Here is an 18627-nt window from a genome sequence, read left to right on the forward strand (position 1 = left end):
CTTTATTATAATTTATTATTATGATAGATTTGTGTTTTTTATATGTTTTTACCAGAAAAAAAATGAGATAATTATATTTTAAAAAGTGTTTTATTGCGAATTATGTAACACTTTACGTTTTTTTTCGTCCTATGTAATTACGGTATAAACACACTAATTAATAATTATTTAGTATGAACAATAGAAACAAACCATTCTTTTTTTTCCTGATGTGCCTGTTAATTATAGGCTGTTCACCAAAGGAAAAAAAGGAAGAAGAAAAAATGGAAGTCCCTGAGAACAAACGAGGATTTCAGGTGCCAGTAGAGTATTACACATTAAAAAATGGTCTAAAAGTGATCCTCTCACAAGATCATACAGCACCAACTGCTGTTGTAGCAGTCTATTATAATATAGGTTTTAGGATAGAACCTAAAGACAGAACAGGATTTGCACACTTGTTTGAGCATATGATGTTTCAAGGGTCTAAAAACCTGGGAAAAATGGAATTCATCAAATTGGTAGAAAAGAATGGAGGCGTTCTTAATGGTTCGACACGATTTGATTTTACTAATTATTTTGAGATTGTACCAGCACATAAATTAGAAACCATGCTATGGGCAGAAGCTGATAGGATGAAGGGCTTAGCAATTACACAAGAAAACTTAACCAATCAGCAAGGAGTAGTAAAAAATGAAGTAAAAGTAAATGTGTTAAATCAACCTTATGGCGGTTTCCCATGGCTGGATATGCCACAATATGCTAATACAAATTGGTATAATGCCCATAATTTTTATGGAGATTTAAAAGATTTAGATGCTGCAAATTTAGAAGATGTCGCTTCTTTTTTTAAGACGTATTATGCCCCTAATAATGCAGCGATATCTGTAGTCGGAGATTTTGATATAAAAGAGACTAAACAATGGATAGAAAAATATTTTGGAGCGATCCCTACATCAGATCTTCCTGTCAAGGCTGATATCTCAGAACCAAGACAAGAAAAAGAAAAAAGTTTTGTCAAAAATGATTCCTTAGCAAATAAACCTGCTATTGCAATAGCATACCACATGCCGGAACGAAATACTCCAGCGTATTATGCCATGGGATTATTAGATCAGATATTAGTGCAAGGAGATAATAGCTTGTTGACTCAAAAATTAGTTAATGAAAAAGGAATCACCTCTAGAGTTGGAGGCGGAATTAATTACCTGGGAAATATGTTTAATTATAATGGTCCTATGTTGTGGATGTATAATTTTACCTATGATAATGAAACCTCTAAAGAACAGGTATTAGCCGCTGTAGAGGAAGTGATGACGACAATAAATGAAGGAATTACACAGGAAATGATCGATAAAGCGTTAGTCAAAATGCGATCTTCCTTATACGATGATTTAGGTGGATTTTTTGGGGTAGGACGTGCTGATTTATTGTGTTCTTTTGCTTTGTTTGATGATGATCCATATCGTATTAATTCTATAGAAGGAGAATTCAAAAAAATTACTCCTGAGGTTATGAACAAGACCATAAAAGAATACTTACGATCTTCTAATCGTACCATATTAACCGTGAATCCATTATTAGCTAATAACAAAAAGACAAACTGATGAAACGTATTATATCAATTCTAATAGTCATATTGTGTATTAGTGTTAATGCACAAGAGAAAGAACTTCCGCCAGAAGGAGGAACTCCTAAAGGTTTTTCTATTCCTAAAAAAGGAGTAATTACTTTAGATAATGGGTTGAAAATAGTAACTATCCCATATGGAGAGATTCCTAAGGCTACTATTACCATTAGTATTAAAACTGGAAATATACATGAGAAGGAAGAAGAAGTATGGTTAGCAGATTTTATGGCTGATTTACTCGAAGAAGGAAGTACTACTCTGAATGCAAAACAAATTGCCGATAAGATGGCTTCTATGGGAGGGAATCTTAATATAGGAGTAAGATCAGAAAGAATGTCGCTAAATGCATCGATATTAGGCGAATTTGCTCCAGATGCTATTGCTGTAATGGCAGATGTACTGATGCACCCGGGATGGCCGGCATCTGAGGTTGATCGTATCAAAAGTAATATGAAAAGAGACTTGTCTGTGAGTATGGCACGGCCAACAGCTCAAGCGTCAAAAGATTTTTATGCGGCAATTTATCCAGATCACCCATACGGAAGAGTGTATCCGACCAATGCTATGATTGAAGGCTACTCAATAGAAAAAGTCAAAGCTTTTTATGAGGCGAATATAGGAGCCAAAAGAACCACGGTATATATCGCAGGAAAGTTTGATGAACAGCAAGTAACTACAGCTATTAAAAAAGCGTTTGAAAGCTGGAAAGAAGGTCCTGCTGTCATGTATCCTGTCGCTGAGGCTGTTACAGCTCATCAGGTAAAAATTATAGACCGCCCAGGTGCTCCGCAATCAACACTTTATTACGGATTACCCGTAGTGGATCCATCTCATCCGGATTATACCGCTTTAGATATTACCAATACAATATTAGGAGGTGCTTTTGGATCTAGAATAACCAGTAATATAAGAGAAGATAAAGGATATACTTATTCTCCTGGAAGTTCGATCGATAATGGATATAAATCTGCGGTTTGGTATGAAAGGGCAGATGTTACTACGCAACATACCGGAGCTTCTCTGAAAGAAATCAATAAAGAAATTCGTCTGTTACAAGATGAAGCACCTAGTGAAGACGAATTAACCGCTATAAAAAACTATGAAGCCGGTACTTTTGTTTTAAGAAACTCTACTCCAGGAGGAATCATTGGACAGTTGATATTTCAGGATATGCATGAATTGGATGATTCTTACTTGGCTAAACGAGTAGAAAATATACATGCGGTTACCCCGAAACAGGTGCAGGAAATGATGAAAAAATATATCAAACCAGAGCAAATGACACTTGTTATTGTAGGAGATAAACAAAAAATCGAAAAACAAGTAGAAGAAACGATACGGGTAAAACAACCATTAAAAGACTAAAAACAAGCAGACATGTTCTTAGTATAAAAACTCCGATTACTTCAAATCGGAGTTTTTTTAGCAATTAATTCTTATGGTTTTAACAATTTAAAGACTCTTTTGCACATCCAGTGCACAAAATTATTTCTACATTTGTAATGTGAATTACTTAGCAGTCATATTGTCTATTTATATATGTAGTTTGTCATTTGTTACCTGTAATGATGGGGAAATACATGATAGTGATGTAGTTACACTTGAATCAAAAGATACGCACCCAGATACAGAAGCAGAAGACTTTTGCTCTCCTTTTTGTTATTGCCAATGTTGTCACACTCAGATAGCAGATTTTGAAACTATTAGTTATACGTTGGTGAATGAGTCTTTTATGATAGCACCTCCGCTATATGTAGACACTGTGACAACACCTCATCTTTATAATATTTTACAACCTCCCAGAGTTTAGTATAAGTTATTAGAAATGTCTTTTCGCAGGCAAGTACATCTTTTTTTATAAAAGAGGTATACGCTGTTTTATAAATTTCTATCCAACTGCTTATTAGTAATATAGCCGTTAGATATCTAATATTATACTATGATTAACCGATTAATCAATTATTCGATTCATAACAAGTTTGTTATTGGATTGTTTACACTTGTGCTGATTGTTGGTGGAATATATAGCATCAAGAATGTTCCTCTGGATGCGGTTCCCGATATTACGAACAATCAGGTTCAGATTATAACACAAGCTCCCAATTTGGGAACAGAAGATATAGAACAATTTATAACGTATCCGGTAGAAGTTGCTGTTGCAAACCTTCCGGATGTTACAGAAATACGTTCCATTTCTCGTTTTGGACTGTCTGTAGTAACAGTCGTTTTTAGCGATGATATGGATACGTATCTCCCCAGGCAGCTGGTTGCAGAAAAGCTAGGGGAGATCAAATCAAAAATTCCTAAGGAAATTGGAGAACCCTTTATGGGACCAATTTCTACAGGATTAGGAGAAATTTATCAATACACCCTGGAAGTAGCCTCTGATTTTAAAGATCAATATTCTGTTACCGAATTGCGAACAATTCAAGATTGGATTATACGAAGACAAATGGCAATGGTTCCAGGAGTAGTAGAGGTCAATGCCTTTGGAGGAAGTGCCAAACAATACGAGGTAGCGATTAATCCTGCTGACCTCAAGGCTATAGGGATTACTATCAATGAGGTTTATGAGGCGCTGGAGAATAACAACCAAAATACTGGGGGAGCTTATATAGAGAAAAACCATCAGGCTAATTTTATACGGGGAGAAGGGTTGATCCGTTCTATTGATGATATTAAGAAAATAGTAATTACCAATCAAAATGGAATCCCTATTACGATAGAAGATGTGGGAGAAGTTCGTTATGGGAATGCTATTCGTTATGGAGCATTGACTAAAAACGGAGAAGGAGAAGCTGTAGGAGGAATGATACTGATGCTAAAAGGAGCGAGTACAGATGACGTTATAAGAAATGTGAGAGAACGCATCGAAGCAATCCAGAAATCTCTGCCGGAAGGCGTTCGAATTAAACCCTTTTTGGATCGTAGTACCTTGATTTCAGACACCACTAGTACAGTAAGAAAAAACCTCTTAGAAGGAGCATTGATCGTTATCTTTATACTCGTTTTCTTTTTAGGGAACTGGAGAGGAGGGCTAATTGTAGCTTCTACAATTCCGTTGTCGTTATTATTTGCCTTTATATTAATGAATGCTTTTGGTGTTTGGGCCAACTTGATGAGTTTAGGAGCTATTGACTTTGGGATTATTGTCGATGGAGCTGTTATTATTGTAGAGAGCACTGTATTTTTATTATATAAAAGATTGGGAAAAAAGAAAGAAATTTCCCGGGAAGATACCAATTTATTAACGTTTCAGGCATCTTCTAAGATGATGAATACAGCCTTCTTTGGACAGTTCATAATTTTGATTGTTTTCCTGCCGATTTTAGCTCTGGAAGGTATTGAAGGGAAAATGTTTATTCCCATGGCACTAACCTTTGGATTTGCTATGATTGGGGCAATGCTTTTATGTCTTACCTATGTACCTATGATCACCTCTCTTTTTCTAAAAGTACCTGCTAAAGAAAGAAAGAGTTGGGGGGATAAAGTGGTCTTGTGGTTGGAGACAGCTTATGAAAAAATAATAACCTCAGTATTAAAAAAAGGGAAACTGATTGTATTATTATCAGTCTTGGTGCTTGGAATTTCTGGGATGTTATTTCTTAGAATGGGAGGAGAATTTATTCCTCAGCTAGATGAGGGAGATATTGCTTTTCATGCTATTTTAAAACCGGGAAGTGCTTTATCAGAAACGATTAATACTACTACAAAAATAGAAAAACTGATCAAAAATCGTTTTCCCGAAGTAGAGGACGTAATCAGTAGGATAGGGGTTGCAGATGTTCCTACAGATCCTATGCCGATGGATCTGGCGGATGTATTTGTTATTCTCAAACCCAAGTCAGAATGGACATCAGCAACTTCTAAGGAAGAACTTATCGAATTAATAAAAACAGAGGTGAGTCAGATTCCGGGAGTGAATTACGAGTTTACACAACCGATAGAAATGCGATTTAACGAGCTGATAACGGGAGTTAGGGAGGACATTGCAGTAAAGTTATATGGAGAAGATATGACGTTATTGGCAGAAAAAGCTGTCGAAATTGGAAAAATGATTGCAGCTGTAGAAGGAGTAGCTGATATGAAAGTGGAAGCTACCACAGGGCAACCCCAGATAACAATTAACTATGATCGGCATAAAATTGCACAATATGGTTTGCAAATCAGCGAATTGAATCGTTATGTGCAAACTGCTTTTGCAGGAGGAGTAGCAGGAACAATTTTTGAAGGTGAAAAACGATTTGATTTAGTTGTACGCTTAAAGGAAACACTGAGGAATGATCTTTCACATGTACAAAAACTGTTTATTTCTCTGCCGGATGGTACACAGATTCCCCTGAAAGAAGTAGCTACGATTGGTTATGAAAAAGGACCGATGCAAATAAGTAGGGATAACACCAACCGTCGTATATACGTAGGGATCAATGTCAGAGGTCGTGATGTAAAATCATTGGTAGAAGAGATTCAGGAAAAAATTGAGACACAAATTGATATTCCGGCAGGGTATTATATTCGCTATGGAGGAGCCTTTGAGAACCTGGAAAGGGCAACCCGAAAGCTGAAAATGGTAGTACCGGTTTCTCTAGGGTTGATTTTTATGCTGATTTTCTTTGCATTAAAATCATTAAAGCAAACACTGATGATTTATATAGCAATTCCTTTAGCTACTATTGGAGGAATTTTTTCTTTGGTCATCAGAGATATGCCTTTTAGTATTTCTGCAGGAGTTGGTTTTATTGTTCTTTTTGGAGTCGCAGTACTAAATGGATTGGTGTTGATTAGTGGCTTTAATGAGTTAAAAGAAGAAGGTGTATTTACTATTGATGAACGCATTCGATTGGGAACCAAAAGGAGAATTCGACCGATATTGCTTACAGCACTGACCGATATTTTAGGTTTTTTACCAATGGCACTATCCACCTCATCAGGAGCAGAAGTGCAGCGACCTTTGGCTACAGTTGTAATTGGAGGGTTGTTAACAGCTACTTTACTGACCTTGTTTATTATTCCTATTCTTTATAAATGGATAGAAGAACATGAAGAAAAACGATTGTTAAAAGGAAAGCCATCTACGCTGATTGCTGGAGTGTTTTTATTATTCGGAATAGGAACTATAACAGCTCAGGAGCAGCTTCCTCGTCAGGAAATCTCTATTGATGAGGCAGTAGAACTAGCCTTGAAGAATCATCCGCGAATGAAAGCGAGTCAATTACAATTGGACAAAGAAAAAACACTGCGATCTGCGACCTGGGATCTGGGAGAAACACAATTGTTTACTGGAGGAGAAGAGCTGGGAAACAATGCTCCCGGAGTATATACTACTTTTGGTGTCGGGCAGAATAATATAGATGTCTTTGGAATTTCTTCTAAAAATAAGTTAGTCAATGAACGTATTAAACTAGTTGATTTATCAAAAGGGATAAATGAATTAGAATTAGAAAGGCAAGTTAAAACAGCCTGGGTAAGAGCCTATACTTCTAAGCAACTTTTTAAAGCATACAAGCGGATTGACTCTGTTTTTTCCCGTTTAGAAAAGGCAGTGAACCTTCGATATCAGACCAAAGCTATTTCCAGATTATCATATAAGACTACTTCTAATCAGGGACGATTAATTCGCTTACAAAAAGAAACAGCGTATCAGCAATATATAATTGATCTGAAAAGACTCAATCAATGGCTTTTTGACGATACGGATTTTGAAGTATCAGAAATAGCTATAGCAGAATGGGATCAGGAAATATTATTAAAGACTGCTTTAGAATCGCACCCTGTACTGGAGTATCTGGGACAGGAAATATCAGTAAAAAAAGCAGAAAATAAAGTAGAGAAAAGTAAATTCTATCCTAAGTTCATTGCACAATATGGAATGCAAAAAATTGATGGGCAAACTGGTTTTTATAGTTACCAACTTGGAATTAGGCTTCCTTTGATATTTAATAAAACTAAAAGTATGGTCAAGGCAAAGAAGATTGATTCTGAAGTAGTAATAGCTGCCAATACGGAAAAAGCACAGCAATTTCAAACAGATTATTTTACAGCAGTAGCGCAATATACATTACTACAGAAACAGTGGAAGTATTATAAAGAAGAAGCTATTCCATTAGCAACAGAACAACAAAAAGGTTTGATATTATCATATAAGGAAGGAGCAATTGATTACATTTCCTTTCTTCAAAGTATTAAAGATGCCATCCAATTAGAAATTGATGGTTGGAGAACATTGCAAACCTATATGGAAACTAAATTCCAGTTAGCTTATTTTTTAAAAACCAATAAGAAATAACATGATGAAAAAACAATATAAGGTAGTATATAAATTAATATTAACTATTATAATAATAGGAGGATTTTGGAGCTGTAATAAGGAGCAAAAGAAAAATGATCATGGGCATAGACATGAAGAAGGAACTCATGAGCACTCCGGTCAGGAAAAAGAAGCACATACACATGAAGAAGTAGTACAGCTTACAGAAGCTCAGGTGCAGGTATTGGACATTGTTATTGATAGTATCAAAACCCAAGCTGTGGGAGGATATATAGAAGCTAATGGAGAATTAGGTGTGCCACCGCAAAACGAAGCAGTAGTGACCACTTATATAGGAGCAAATATTTCCAAAATCAATGTTATTGAAGGAGACAAAGTAAACAAAGGAACTGTGGTGGCTTATATTGCACATCCAGATATTATAAGCCTGCAAACAGATTATATCGAAGTGTATAATAAGCTTACATTTTTGAAACAGGATTTTGAACGACAAAAGAAACTGTATGATGCAGAAGTTGGATCAGGGAGAGATTATCAACAAGCAAAAGCAGCATGGTCCAGTGCCCGGGGAAAGGTAAAAGGTTATGAAAGTCAATTACAATTATTAGGAATATCCCCGGCTACTGTAAGAAAGGGAGGGATTAGCCAGCAAGCCCCGGTTAGAAGTCCTATTGATGGTTTTGTAGAGAAAGTATTTGTTAAATCAGGACAATACGTGCAACCTCAAACATCTTTGATGGAAATTGTCAATACAGAACATATCCATGCAGATCTCATGGTTTTTGAAAAAGATATAAAGCATGTAAAGAATGATCAAACAGTTCGATTACAGGTTAAAGCAGCAGGAGATAAGGAATTGGTAGCAAAAATATATTCTGTAGGAAAATCTTTTGAACAAGAACCTAAGGCTTTACATGTTCATGCAGAGATAGAGAATAAGGATCATAACTTATTACCAGGAATGTATGTGAGTGCTAAAATTGTAACAGATAATGTTTTGGAAAAGGTACTTCCTGAAGGAGCAATATTTGAAGAAAATGGAAAAACCTTTGCTTTTAAGGCAGAAAAAGTAGGAAATAAATGGAAGTTTACTCCCACAGAGATTCTGATAAAAAAGAAGCAAGATGGGATGGTGGCTTTAACAGTTATACAGGAAGCAGATCAAGGAAAATTGTTTGCTCATAATGGAGCGTATTATATCATAGCGGAAATGAAAAAAAGCGAAGCAGAACATGTTCATTAATGGGGGGTTTTAATATTGATTTTATGTCCGCTATTGTACTCAAAAAGATAGGGATTCGACCTACAACTAATCGAATACTGATATATAATTATTTATCAACAGAAAAGAAAGCTGTCAGTCTTTCGGATTTAGAAAGTTGTTTTGCCAGTATGGATAGAGCTACTTTATATCGAACAATAAAAATATTTGAAGAAGCTCAGCTTGTTCATCAAATAGATGATGGATCAGGTATTCCTAAGTATGCAAGATGTAATCAGAATGCGGTAGCCCCTTCTCATGATGATACACATTTACATTTTCATTGTTTAAAATGCAAAAAGACTTCCTGCCTTACGAATTGTCAAATACCAAAGATACAAGTACCTAATCATTATCAGGTATCTGAGGTTACCATGATGATAAAAGGTACGTGTGATGAATGTAGTAGGGCATAATAAAAAAGCTCTCTATTGTGTGCTATATAGAGAGCTTTTTTATACTAAGAAGCTCTGGCTTCTTTTCCTAAAGTATGGATATAAGATGGAGTTTCAAAAGCTTTGTAATATGCATTTACAGCAGGAGTTCCTCCTAGATGAACATATAAAACAGTAGCATTTTTAGAAATTTCCCCACTGCGACACATTGATATTAAACCAGAAATAGATTTTCCTTCGTAGACTGGGTCTGTAAGCATGGCTTCTAGTGTCGCTACCCATTGAATGTTTTTAATGGTTTCTTCATTAGGAATACCATATGCAGGGTAACTATAGTTTTCATTAATCTCAATCATTTCTTCAGAAAAAGGAATTCCTACACCTCCGTAGTCCTTAATCGTTTTAACAGTGTTATGACAGATTTTGGAGACTGCTTTTTGGGTCATTTCTTTATTATCTGCAGTATCTATCCCGATAATACGCCTGTTTTTTTTCTGATGTGCAAATCCAACAATCATTCCTGCTTGCGTAGAACCAGTACAGGTTGCGGTGACAATGGTATCAAAAAAATGATTCATCTTTTTTTCTTGCATTGCTATTTCATCAGCAAAGTTAGCATATCCTAATCCCCCTAGTGGGTGGTCAGAAGCTCCTGCTGGTATTGCATAAGGAATTCCTCCTTTACGTCTTACTGCCTCCATAGCATTTTCCCAGCTTTTTTTAATGGAAGTAGAATACCCATACCCATCCATAATAAGATTTCCTCCCATGAGTTTAGTGAGTAAGATGTTTCCAACTTTGTCATATATTGGATCTTTCCACTCTGCCCATGTTTCTTGTACAGTATAGGATTGAAGTCCTAGTGAAGCCGCTACAGCAGTTACTTGTCTGGTATGGTTGGATTGTACCCCTCCGATAGAAACAAGTGTATCACAGCCTTTGCGAATCGCATCCGCAGCAAGCCACTCTAGTTTCCTTACTTTGTTTCCTCCATAAGCCAAGCCGCTGGAAACATCATCTCTTTTAGCCCATATATTAACTCCCAGTTCTTTTGATAGTCTATGTAATTTATGAATGGGAGACGGAAAAAAACCAAGAGGGACTCTTGGGAAATATTTTTCTAAGTGCAGCATATCATCTGTGTTTTAAAAATTAACAAAGACGAAATTGAGAAGATTCTTTTATAAAAAATTGTAAAAAAACGAAATCAAACAGTACTGAGTACCAGGTTTTTTTCTTTTAAATATTGTCTTGGGGTCTTGGAAATTAGTCGTTTAAAATCCTTGTTGAAATGTGCCTGGTCATAATACCCGAGATCCAAAGCAGTATCCAGGATTTTTTTTCCTTTTTTTATTTCTACCCCAGATTTTCTTAAACGGACAATAGATTGAAACACTTTTGGTCTGATCCCGATATATTTTGAAAAATCATTTTCTAATGTTCTTTGTGATTGTTTGTATTGAGGAATAAAATCAAGAATTTTTTTACTCCCTCTGGAGTCCTCTATATTTTTTATAAATGCGGTAAGATTGTGTTTAATATGATCATTTTTAGAAGAAAAATCAGACTGAAACTGATAATGTACATCTATTAATGCATGTGTTAACTGCATAGAAGAGGTACAAGATGCCATATAAAATACCTTATTCATAAAATCAGTAGAGAAGACTTCTTTTGCCGGGAGAATACGATCAACCAACTCTTTAGTAGAATTATGAGATAAAAAATAAAGTACCCAGGGTTGAAATTTAATACCAAAGACTTTATAAGGCTTATGAGCAAGTATTTTTCCGGAAAACTGTAGCTGTCCCCAAAAAAGTGCAGTATTAGGAAGAATAATGGGAGATTCTTGATGACTTACCCATATAGGAGTGGTCGCAATTGTCAATTCAGGATTTCCGTCTGGTAAAAAAAGTTGTTGCCGGTTGATTTCTATACATTCAAATGCATATATACTTTTTAGAAAAGTATCATAAGGTGCAGGTATTTTATATTCAGTAAAGGTCACGTATAGAAAGAATTGATAAGGCAAATTTCTGGAAATATTGTAAAGATAAAAAAATGAATAGCATAAGCTTATTATATAGTATCATAAGTAAAATTTATGAATGTAATAATATATAAATTCAATTATTCAATAGATTTGTTGAATAATTGAATTAAAATGAACAAACAGTTTTTTAAGCAAGCCATATATCAGGAAATCGCTACCATAGGGAAAGCATTATCTAATCCATATCGATTGCGGATTGTGAATATTCTATCCCAGGGAGATTATTCTGTAGATCAGATAGCTACAGAATTGAATATTAGTATTGCCAATGCATCACAGCATTTGCAGGTTTTAAAGAAATCCAAATTAGTTACGTCTCATAAGAAAGGACATTATGTTATTTATAGTTTACCTAATACAGATGTTCATAAGCTATGGAATGCGCTGCAGAATTTTGGACTTACGAATAGTTTAGAAGTAAAATCTACGCTGGAAACATTTAAAAAACAAACATTCGCAGAAGTACCTTCGATTACCATTGATGAATTGTTAAAAGAACATAAGCTAACAGATATTTGTTTTTTAGATGTTCGACCTGAAAAAGAATTCAAAAAAGCAGCTATTGCAAATGCGGTTTCTGTTCCGGTAGAAAAAATTTCAGATCATATACGACACTTGCCTAAAGAAAAACAAATAGTCGTCTATTGCCGGGGACCTTTATGTGTTTTTGCAGATGAAGCCGTATTACTACTAAAAGAAAAAGGATATGATGCAATCCGGTTAGAAGAAGACGTATTAAGTTGGGAATATAAAGGATTACCAGTTAATTAAAACGAATAAATGCAATGACAGATACTTTAATCAGTGTAGAAGAATTACGAACAAAGCTGGAGAATAAGGAACGTATACAGGTTATCGATATACGTCCTTTAGAGGAGCGAGAAGAATGGAAAATTCCTGGAAGTGTACATGTAGATGTATATCATCAATTAAAATCGGGAAAAGAAGATGTGTTTTCAACGATGGATTTTCTAAAAGATGAAACAGTGGTAACCGTTTGTGCTGCAGGGAAAACAAGTCTTATAGCTATGGAACAGTTACGAAAAAAAGGAGTAAAAGCATATTCTCTCGAAGGAGGAATGAGAAGTTGGACTCGTGCCTGGAATACTGCTATTACAGAAGATAAACACCTAAAAATTATTCAGGTGAGAAGAACAGGAAAAGGATGTTTATCTTATATAATAGGGAGTGATGGGGAAGCCTTGGTAATTGACCCATCCTTGGATATCGAAGTATATATTAGTATAGCTAAAAATAATAATTGGAAGATTACCCATGTGCTGGATACGCATATTCATGCGGATCATTTCTCGAGAGCTAAACGGTTAGCTGCAACAGTAAAAGCACAATTGTTAATGCCTCCTAATACAGCTCTTCAGTATCCATATGAAAAGATACAGGATCAGCAATTAATTTCATTTGGTTTGACGAACATACAAGCAATAGCGACTCCTGGACACACTTCGGATAGTTTTAGTTATTTGCTACAAGAAAAATATCTTTTTAGCGGAGATACATTATTTACCAAAGGAGTAGGGAGACCCGACTTAAAAGCAAATACTGATCAAGCAAAAATAAAAGCAGGAATATTATATGATTCTCTACAAAAAATATTGAGCTTATCTAAGGAGATAATTGTATTCCCCGGACACATAAGTGAACCTGTTAGTTTTGATGGAAAAACAATTGCCAATTCGTTGGGAAATATAATTGATACAGTCCCTTTGTTAACATTAGAGAAGCAACTTTTTGTACAGGCGTTATTAGCTAATATCCCATTAACTCCTCCTAATTATGAGAAAATCGTGGCACTTAATTATAAAGGAGACATAAAAGAGCGGGAGTTAATTGGTTTGGAAGCAGGGGCTAATCGCTGTGCAATTTCATAAAACAATATAATGATGAAAGATACAAATGTACGTTTGGGATTAAAGGAAAACTGGAAACAATTTACTTTGTTATTAGTGGTGAATGCTTTTGTAGGAGGAATGGTAGGACTGGAAAGGACAATTTTGCCTCAATTAGCAAAGGAAGATTTTGGTCTTGTTTCTACTACTGCAATTCTATCATTTATTATTGTTTTCGGGATTACCAAAGCAATTACAAATTATTTTACAGGTGCTTTGGCAAATAAACTTGGGAGAAAGAATTTATTGATTATTGGTTGGTTGATAGCAATTCCTATTCCCTACATCCTTATGGTAGCAAGTCATTGGAACTGGATTGTATTTGCGAATGTGTTGTTAGGAGTTAATCAAGGACTTACCTGGTCAAGTACTGTAGTTATGAAGATAGATTTAGTAGGAGAAAAAGATAGGGGATTGGCGATGGGATTAAATGAGTCTTTTGGTTATTTTTCTATTGCAATTGTAGCATTTACAACAGGTTGGATCGCTGCGGAATATGGAGTTCGACCTTATCCATTTTATCAAGGTGTTTTCTTTGTCATTCTAGGGTTGATATTGAGTGTTTTATTTATTAAGGATACAGTTTCTCATGTACATAAAGAAGCGGTTCATAGCGATGTCCCTTTATTGAATAATATCGTATGGGAAACCACATGGCAAAACAAGAACTTAGGATCGATCACTCAGGCTGGATTTGTCAATAACCTCAATGATGGAATGGTTTGGGGAATATTACCTGTGATATTAGCTAATAAAGGGTTTCATATAAAAGAGATCGCAGTTATTGTTGCTATTTATCCAGCAGTATGGGGAATAGGACAATTGCTTACAGGAAAATTATCAGATATATATAATAAAAAGAAGATGTTGTTTGCCGGGATGATCTTACAAGGGATTTCTTTATTAGGTATGTTTTGGGCGACTACTTTGTTTCAGTTTTATTTTCTGGCATTTGTATTAGGAGTAGGTACGGCAATTGTATATCCAACCTTTTTATCGGCTTTGGCAAGTTTTACAAATCCAGTACAACGGGCTCAGAGTATAGGTGTTTTCCGATTATGGAGGGATTTAGGTTATGCTTTTGGAGCTTTATTAACCATCGCTTTGACCTATTTTTTTGAAATGGATAGTACTCTTCTATTTATAGGAGGACTTACTGTATTATCAGGAATACTATTAAAAATAAGAATGACATAAATAGCGAATGAAAAAAGAAGATTTTATTTATCTGGATTATAATGCATCTACTCCTCATGATCCGGAAGTAGTTGAGGCGATGATGCCGTATTTGTTAGAGCGTTATGGGAACCCTTCCAGTGCACATTCGTTAGGTAGAATAGCTAAAATAGCTGTAGATACAGCAAGGAAACAAGTGGCTGATTTATTGCATGCTACCGCAGAAGAAATTGTGTTTACCAGCGGAGGAACAGAAGCGAATAACTATGCAATTATTGGAGCAGCACATTTTTATAGAAGCCAGGGCAACCATATTATTACATCTTCTATTGAGCACCCTGCTGTATTAGAAGTATGTAAATCTTTAGAAAAAACTGGTTTTGAAGTGACTTATCTACCGGTAGATACTAAAGGAATTATTGATATACACATGCTAGAAAAAGCTATTAAACCAACAACAATTCTTATTAGTATTATGCATGCGAATAACGAAACCGGAGCGATACAACCAATTCGGCAGATAGGAGAAATAGCCCAAAGAAATCATGTAGTTTTTCATACAGATGCGGCGCAAAGCCTTGGAAAAATACCGGTAGATGTAGAAAAGATGCACATTGATTTACTTTCAGTAGCCGGGCATAAGATGTATGCTCCAAAAGGAGTAGGAGCTTTATATGTACGAAAGGGAATTCATCTAAAAAAAATTATGTTTGGAGCCGGACATGAATTTGGGATTCGTCCTGGTACTGAAAATGTACCCTATATTGTTGGATTAGGGAAAGCAAGTGAATTGGCGATGAAACAATTGGAATATAATCAACAATACCTATCGGATATAAAAAGCCATCTAAAAACAGCTTTGTTAAAAGAGAAATTAGACTTTGTTGTTAACGGAACAGCTATTAATACACTCCCCAATACATTGAATATAAGTTTTCGGAATGTAGATGCCCGAAAATTATTAGAACGGTGTAAGGAGGTCATAGGGCTTTCAGTGGGCTCTGCTTGTCACAGTGGAAAAACAATAGATTCTGAAATTTTAAAAGCAGTTTTACCCGATATGTCATATGCCAAAGGAACATTCCGGTTCTCAGTAGGAAAATATACTACGAAAGAAGAAGTAGAAAGAGCGGCTAAGATCTTAGCCGCAGAAATTCATGCTTAAAAACCTACTTCATTAGTACTAGTTTCTTAATTTTTTATTGAAGTGTAACATTACCAGCCATGCTATTAAATAGTGTGGCTTTGGTAGTGAAATATTTATTTTCCATTTTATTAGCCTTTAGTTTGGCACTAATTAAACTTTTCTCTCTGGAGTTTATAAGGAAGAGAGAGCTTTCACCCAAAGAGAATTTTCGCTCTTCTGCTTTTAGCAATATGGTATAATCATCAACAACCTTATCAATTAATTCATTTTGAAGTACGAAAGAGTTTAATTCCTGTCGGATCGCAGCGATTTTATTCTTTATTTTTAGAGAGGTAAGATTCATTTTCAGTTTGGTATCCTGTAATTTAGCTTTTGCGAGTTTGAGATCAGCTCGTTCTTTTCTGAGAAATAACGGAAAACGAATTTTTATCCCACTTTTATAATTAACAGTATTAAAGGAAGCGAATTGATCAGGTGTTTCGGATAAGAAATTATATTCCAGATCTATTTTTGGTAATAATTTATTAGTCTTTAAACGCTTGTCAATAATCAAGCTTTTGTATTTGTATTCTAAAGATTTGACTTTGGGATGATTTGCTACATCAATTGTATCTGGAGTTGATAAGGTATTAAAGGTGATATCTAATTGTTCTCCGGTATTGATATCAGGAATGATTTCCTCTTGTAATTCTAATGGAATGTTATCATTAATCCATAAATAGGTAGCTAGATTTAGACTGTATTTGTTCCATTTTACTCTGGCTTGCTCCAGGCTTAATGTTCTGTTTTGTACAGTTATTCCTGCTTCTACTGTATCTATTGTAGCCTTTTCTCCTAATTCAGCACTTTTTTTGATTCCTTTAAAACGCAATGTTGCATTGTCTACATATTGCTTGTATATAAGCATTTCATTGTAGGTTTTTAACCAGTCAAAGTACGCTACAGCGGCATCAAATATGATTTGATTGACAAGAAGGTCTCTATCGGCTTTTGCTTGTTTCTTGAAGAATTTTGCTTTTTTTAATGAAGCCATTCGTTCATTGATCAATAGCCCTTGCGCCAATGAGAAGGAGATTCCGGCATTATATAATCCATCAGTAGGCACAGTTGCTTCCGGATTTAAATATATTCCATCATTTTCCTCAAAATTTGCTTTTAATTCAATTCCATACCAGGTAGGGATTTTGAAGGTTGCATTTAATTTATCGTAATAGGTTTTTTCTTTGAACCGCTTTCTTTTATAATCAACTTCCAGTTTTGGATCAAAAGCCCCTCTTGCTTTCATTAGTTTAGCTTGCCCTATATCTAGTTTTAAGTCTGCTTGCTTTACAACGGGGTGGTACTTTATAATGTAGCCCAGATACTCTCTAAAAGTGAGAATATGATCTTTCTGAGCAGTCAGGCTACTGCTGAGCATGCTAATAATAAGTAGTATACTAATTCTCATTCTTACTTCTTCTTTTTATCGGCTTCTTTTTGTGATGTTGGTTGATAGAAGTTAGGAGGGAAGCTGTTAATTTTCCTCCATACTTCGAACCAGATGGGAACATCTTCTAACAGTGCAATTGTTTTGGCTCCTGATCCTACTCGTAATGCCTCTGGCCATTGGTGATCATCTTTATCCGGAGATAAGAGAATTCTGTATTTTCCATTGGCACTAATAAAATTTTCGATAGCGACTACGGTTCCTCCGTAGGTACCATAAGATACATTAGGCCAACCGCTAAATATGATGGCTGGCCACCCATCAAATTGTATCCGTACTTTTTCTCCTAAGTGAATGAGTGGTAGATCAATAGGTTCTACATAAGTTTCTACAGCCAGTTCATATTGTTGTGGCATAATACTGAGGAGTTTTTCTCCTGCTTTAAAGGTTTCTCCTATACCTGCCCGTAATGCCTTATTAATAAATCCATCAAACGGGGCAGTTACATATTGCATAGTATTCCTGATTTCGTAATTACTAAAAGAGTTTTCCAGTTTAGACACCTGTGCTTCTGTATCTAACTGACTAGATTGTGCTGTAAAACGATTGCTTTGGGCTTTAGAAATCTTATCGGTATATTCTGCTTGTATTCTGTTTATTTCTAATTGTGCGTTTATAACTTCATTTTTACTTGCCAGGTATTTGTTTTCCACACTTACCAATTTAGCTTCTGTTTCTTGTAGTTTTAATCGCTTGGCTTCTACATCTTTTAAGGCTTTAAGACCTTCTTTTTCCAGGGAAACGGTACGATCAAACTGGCGTTGAGCAATTGTAATATTGGTTTTTGCTGCTTCGAGATTAATACTGTCACTTTTGGATTTTAGAATGCTTTGTTGCAGCTTATTTCTACTCTGTTTTAGTTTTAATGTCCGAGCACTAATCAGCGCGGAAATCTGACGTTCCAGCGCATCTACTTTTCCTTTATAAGAGTCTACCGATAATGATTTTGCCTTAATCTGCTGGCCTGTTCGTTGCATCAGATTCGGATCGAAATATTCACTTTTTATCTCTGAGATAAATAGGATGGTATCTCCTTTTTTTACATGGTCACCTTCTTTTACATACCATTTTTCTATTCTACCAGGAATTACCGATTGAATCGTTTGTGGTCTTTGATCAGGTTTTAGAGTAGTAAGGTACCCTTTTCCACTAATATTTTGCGTCCAGGGCATAAATAAAGTGATCAGTAGTATAATCGAAAAAGCAATTAAAAATCGATTAAAGGTCTTATAATATCTTTTGTGAAATACTTTTTTACCGGATTTGTATACCGATAAATCAATATCGTTATGTATTTTGTTATTAGAAATATTAAGCATGATGAA

The 18627-nt window shown here is 35.3% G+C and carries 14 protein-coding genes; 10 read left to right on the forward strand and 4 right to left on the reverse strand.

The annotated features are described in order from the left end of the window. The first annotated feature begins 173 nt into the window (after positions 1-173). The 6 genes from HN014_RS17775 (at position 174) to HN014_RS17800 (ending at position 9554) form a co-directional block, all read left to right on the forward strand. On the forward strand, positions 174-1586 hold the full coding sequence (locus HN014_RS17775) for a pitrilysin family protein (RefSeq protein WP_254884034.1): 1413 nt from the start codon (positions 174-176) through the stop codon (positions 1584-1586). Continuing rightward, positions 1586-2974: a pitrilysin family protein gene (locus HN014_RS17780; RefSeq protein WP_176030193.1), complete on the forward strand. Its 1389-nt coding sequence runs from the start codon at positions 1586-1588 to the stop codon at positions 2972-2974. The genes HN014_RS17775 and HN014_RS17780 overlap by 1 nt, the downstream gene beginning before the upstream one ends. Positions 2975-3113: 139 nt before the next feature. Beyond that, positions 3114-3419 (forward strand): DUF6660 family protein, encoded by a 306-nt coding sequence (locus tag HN014_RS17785; RefSeq protein ID WP_176030194.1) that lies wholly within the window; start codon positions 3114-3116, stop codon positions 3417-3419. Positions 3420-3548: 129 nt separating this feature from the next. Then, a complete protein-coding gene (locus tag HN014_RS17790; protein WP_176030195.1) occupies positions 3549-7895 on the forward strand; it encodes a CusA/CzcA family heavy metal efflux RND transporter in 4347 nt (1448 codons plus the stop codon). A 1-nt stretch (position 7896) separates the two neighbouring features. Continuing rightward, positions 7897-9120 carry an efflux RND transporter periplasmic adaptor subunit gene (locus HN014_RS17795; RefSeq protein ID WP_176030196.1) on the forward strand — a complete coding sequence of 408 codons (1224 nt, stop codon included), beginning with the start codon at positions 7897-7899 and terminating at the stop codon, positions 9118-9120. 23 nt (positions 9121-9143) lie between these two features. Continuing rightward, positions 9144-9554 (forward strand): Fur family transcriptional regulator, encoded by a 411-nt coding sequence (locus HN014_RS17800; protein WP_176030197.1) that lies wholly within the window; start codon positions 9144-9146, stop codon positions 9552-9554. A gap of 44 nt (positions 9555-9598) precedes the next feature. Here HN014_RS17800 and HN014_RS17805 read toward each other — a convergent pair whose 3' ends face one another. Both HN014_RS17805 and HN014_RS17810 read right to left on the reverse strand, forming a co-directional pair. After that, positions 9599-10666, reverse strand: a complete 1068-nt coding sequence (locus HN014_RS17805; protein ID WP_176030198.1) for a 1-aminocyclopropane-1-carboxylate deaminase — start codon at positions 10664-10666, stop codon at positions 9599-9601. A 74-nt stretch (positions 10667-10740) separates the two neighbouring features. Beyond that, positions 10741-11541, reverse strand: coding sequence for a helix-turn-helix domain-containing protein (locus HN014_RS17810; RefSeq protein ID WP_176030199.1), 801 nt, complete (start codon positions 11539-11541; stop codon positions 10741-10743). A gap of 156 nt (positions 11542-11697) precedes the next feature. On the opposite strand from HN014_RS17810, the gene HN014_RS17815 reads away from it, so the two are divergent. From HN014_RS17815 to HN014_RS17830, 4 genes are read left to right on the forward strand one after another with little or no spacing between them, the layout of a single operon-like run. Next, positions 11698-12357: a metalloregulator ArsR/SmtB family transcription factor gene (locus HN014_RS17815; protein WP_176030200.1), complete on the forward strand. Its 660-nt coding sequence runs from the start codon at positions 11698-11700 to the stop codon at positions 12355-12357. 14 nt (positions 12358-12371) lie between these two features. Then, complete coding sequence (locus tag HN014_RS17820; RefSeq protein WP_176030201.1) at positions 12372-13475, forward strand: MBL fold metallo-hydrolase; 1104 nt, start codon at positions 12372-12374, stop codon at positions 13473-13475. A gap of 9 nt (positions 13476-13484) precedes the next feature. Further along, complete coding sequence (locus HN014_RS17825) at positions 13485-14690, forward strand: MFS transporter (protein WP_254884035.1); 1206 nt, start codon at positions 13485-13487, stop codon at positions 14688-14690. 7 nt (positions 14691-14697) lie between these two features. Then, positions 14698-15834 carry a cysteine desulfurase family protein gene (locus tag HN014_RS17830; protein ID WP_176030202.1) on the forward strand — a complete coding sequence of 379 codons (1137 nt, stop codon included), beginning with the start codon at positions 14698-14700 and terminating at the stop codon, positions 15832-15834. A 34-nt stretch (positions 15835-15868) separates the two neighbouring features. Here the strand turns inward: HN014_RS17830 and HN014_RS17835 are convergent, their stop codons facing one another. Together HN014_RS17835 and HN014_RS17840 are read right to left on the reverse strand one after the other, a co-directional pair. Then, positions 15869-17263: a TolC family protein gene (locus HN014_RS17835; RefSeq protein ID WP_176030203.1), complete on the reverse strand. Its 1395-nt coding sequence runs from the start codon at positions 17261-17263 to the stop codon at positions 15869-15871. A gap of 2 nt (positions 17264-17265) precedes the next feature. Further along, entirely contained in the window at positions 17266-18621 is a 1356-nt protein-coding gene (locus HN014_RS17840; protein ID WP_176030204.1) for an HlyD family secretion protein, read from the reverse strand. Positions 18622-18627: the final 6 nt, after the last annotated feature.

Origin of the sequence: Aquimarina sp. TRL1 (genome assembly GCF_013365535.1) — a bacterium.
GTDB classification, from domain to species: Bacteria; Bacteroidota; Bacteroidia; order Flavobacteriales; family Flavobacteriaceae; genus Aquimarina; species Aquimarina hainanensis.

Coding starts and splice junctions, on each gene's coding strand:
- HN014_RS17775 (WP_254884034.1), top strand. CDS start 174: ATGAACAATAGAAACAAACCATTCTTTTTTTTCCTGATGTGCCTGTTA.
- HN014_RS17780 (WP_176030193.1), top strand. CDS start 1,586: ATGAAACGTATTATATCAATTCTAATAGTCATATTGTGTATTAGTGTT.
- HN014_RS17790 (WP_176030195.1), top strand. CDS start 3,549: ATGATTAACCGATTAATCAATTATTCGATTCATAACAAGTTTGTTATT.
- HN014_RS17795 (WP_176030196.1), top strand. CDS start 7,897: ATGATGAAAAAACAATATAAGGTAGTATATAAATTAATATTAACTATT.
- HN014_RS17800 (WP_176030197.1), top strand. CDS start 9,144: ATGTCCGCTATTGTACTCAAAAAGATAGGGATTCGACCTACAACTAAT.
- HN014_RS17805 (WP_176030198.1), bottom strand. CDS start 10,666: ATGCTGCACTTAGAAAAATATTTCCCAAGAGTCCCTCTTGGTTTTTTT.
- HN014_RS17815 (WP_176030200.1), top strand. CDS start 11,698: ATGAACAAACAGTTTTTTAAGCAAGCCATATATCAGGAAATCGCTACC.
- HN014_RS17820 (WP_176030201.1), top strand. CDS start 12,372: ATGACAGATACTTTAATCAGTGTAGAAGAATTACGAACAAAGCTGGAG.
- HN014_RS17825 (WP_254884035.1), top strand. CDS start 13,485: ATGATGAAAGATACAAATGTACGTTTGGGATTAAAGGAAAACTGGAAA.
- HN014_RS17830 (WP_176030202.1), top strand. CDS start 14,698: ATGAAAAAAGAAGATTTTATTTATCTGGATTATAATGCATCTACTCCT.
- HN014_RS17835 (WP_176030203.1), bottom strand. CDS start 17,263: ATGAGAATTAGTATACTACTTATTATTAGCATGCTCAGCAGTAGCCTG.
- HN014_RS17840 (WP_176030204.1), bottom strand. CDS start 18,621: ATGCTTAATATTTCTAATAACAAAATACATAACGATATTGATTTATCG.